The organism is Flavobacterium sp. ZB4R12, assembly GCF_048276375.1.
In the GTDB taxonomy this organism is placed as follows: Bacteria; Bacteroidota; Bacteroidia; order Flavobacteriales; family Flavobacteriaceae; genus Flavobacterium; species Flavobacterium gawalongense.
In genome coordinates this window covers 1-1,174 of the sequence record NZ_JBLNKS010000053.1, presented here as the reverse complement: position 1 = coordinate 1,174, position 1,174 = coordinate 1, and the positions used below count along the sequence as shown (strand labels likewise).

1 protein-coding gene is annotated in these 1,174 nt (G+C 44.3%); it reads left to right on the top strand.

Annotated features, from left to right (window positions below; translation table 11 throughout):
• On the top strand, positions 1-1,174 hold a 1,174-nt coding region (locus ACNO7W_RS16390; protein WP_417938928.1), incomplete at both ends, for a beta strand repeat-containing protein.

The window sequence follows — 1,174 nt, the reverse complement described above, 5'->3', positions numbered from 1 at the left end:
GCTGCTTTTGCATCAAATACCATTACAATCAGCGGTACGCCAACCGCAGCCGGAACATTTAACTACAGCATTCCGTTAACAGGAGGTTGTGGAAGTGTAAATGCAACAGGTACAATCACGGTAACACCAAACAATACGGCTGGAGTTGCATCGACTACACCAACCTTATGTATTAGTACCTTATTAATCAATATTACTCATGCTACAACCGGAGCAACAGGAATAGCAGCAGCAGTAGGTTTACCTGCGGGAGTTACGGCTGCTTTTGCATCAAATACCATTACAATCAGCGGTACGCCAACCGCAGCCGGAACATTTAACTACAGCATTCCGTTAACAGGTGGTTGTGGAACTGTAACATCTACGGGTTCAATTATTGTAACACCCAACAACACAATTGCTTTATCATCGGCTGCAGGTACAGATGCACAAACAAGATGCATTAGTACAGCCGTTACCAACATTACATATGCAACAACCGGGGCAACTGGGGCAACTTTTAGTGGCCTGCCAACAGGGGTAACTGGATCGTGGGCAGCAAATGTGGCAACAATCACTGGTACTCCAACAGCAAGTGGAACATTCAACTACACAGTAACCTTAACAGGTGGTTGTGGAACTGTAACATCTACGGGTTCAATCATTGTAACACCAAACAATACAAGTACATTATCATCAGCTGCAGGCACAAATGCACAAACAAAATGCATCAATACTGCGATAACCGATATTACATATACAACAACCGGAGCAACTGGTGCAACTTTCTCAGGTTTACCGGCAGGTGTAGCAGGATCTTGGGCAGCAAACGTTGCAACAATCACTGGTACTCCAACAGCAAGTGGAACATTCAACTACACGGTAACCTTAACAGGTGGTTGTGGAACTGTAACATCTACGGGTTCAATCATTGTAACACCAAACAATACAAGTACAAGAACATCAGCCGTAGGAACAGATGCACAAACAAAATGCATTAGTACAGCTATTACAAACATTACGTATACAACAACCGGAGCAACTGGAGCAACTTTCTCAGGTTTACCGGCAGGTGTAGCAGGATCTTGGGCGGCAAACGTTGCAACAATCACTGGTACTCCAACAGCAAGTGGAACATTCAACTACACAGTAACCTTAACAGGTGGTTGTGGAACTGTAACATCTACGGGTTCAA